Genomic DNA, 940 nt, shown 5'->3' on the forward strand with positions numbered 1-940 from the left:
GCGCTGCCCCTCATCCGCCTGCCGGCACCTTCTCCCCGTATAGTGACGGGGAGAAGAGGCTGGCCGCAAACTTGGCGCCGTTCCTGCTACGTTGGCGATTGGCGAAATCGTCGATGCGGCGCTCCTTCTCCCCGTCACTATACGGGGAGAAGTGCCCGGCAGGGCGATGAGGGGCAGCGCCGACGTGAGGTCGTTGGCGACTGCAATACAAGCTCATCAGGTCGGCGCGAGCTCGGCGTCGGGCACTTTGATGTCGGGGCATTTTCCGTCGTTATGGGCATCACCGGCGATACGGCCTTCCACGGTCCTTGCCATTGCCTGCAAGTCGATCGGCGCGCCGGCCACCCTCTCGATCGCGCCGACCACGAGATCGGGTGCGATCCAGTCCGGCTTGTGGCCGAGATTGCGGACCCAAACCAGTTCGGCCCCGGGAATGTCGCGCTCGAGGCCGACGGAGTGGATCGTCGCGTAGACCACCTTGTCGCGGTCGCCCGAGATGACGACGGTCGGCGCCTTGATCTCCCGGTAAGCGGGAGAGGCGGCCCGGACATAGTCGTGGAGCTGGGCGACATCGCGTGCGTTGGCGCGAAAGGCGGATGGCCTGAGCACCAGCGGGATCGAGGCGTTCTGGAGGTAGAAGTCCGGCAGGGTGTTGGGGGAGAAGACGCAAGCCGTCGCATCGCCGATCCGCAGCATGCCGGCCGGATAGGCGAGCGTTTCGGAAAACAGCCAGCCGACCACCGGCATGGCGGTGAGCTTGTAGTACCAGGCGGTCGCGCCGCCCGGCCAGGGATGCGTGGCCGGTGACACGAAGACGAGACCCGCTGTTTTTTCTGGATGCTGGCGGGCGAAAGCCGTGGTGATCGCGCCGCCGAAGGAATGCGCAACGACAATGGCCTTTGCAATGCCGAGGCGGTCCATCAGCGCCGCGATCGTATCG

General features: G+C 65.6%; 1 protein-coding gene. It reads right to left on the minus strand.

The window, feature by feature from the left end; translation table 11 throughout:
• Window positions 1-216 precede the first annotated feature (216 nt).
• On the minus strand, window positions 217-940 hold a 724-nt coding region (locus EOA24_RS39445), incomplete at its 5' end, for an alpha/beta hydrolase (RefSeq protein ID WP_133375010.1).

Origin of the sequence: Mesorhizobium sp. M2A.F.Ca.ET.039.01.1.1 (genome assembly GCF_003998035.1) — a bacterium.
Taxonomy (GTDB): domain Bacteria; phylum Pseudomonadota; class Alphaproteobacteria; order Rhizobiales; family Rhizobiaceae; genus Mesorhizobium.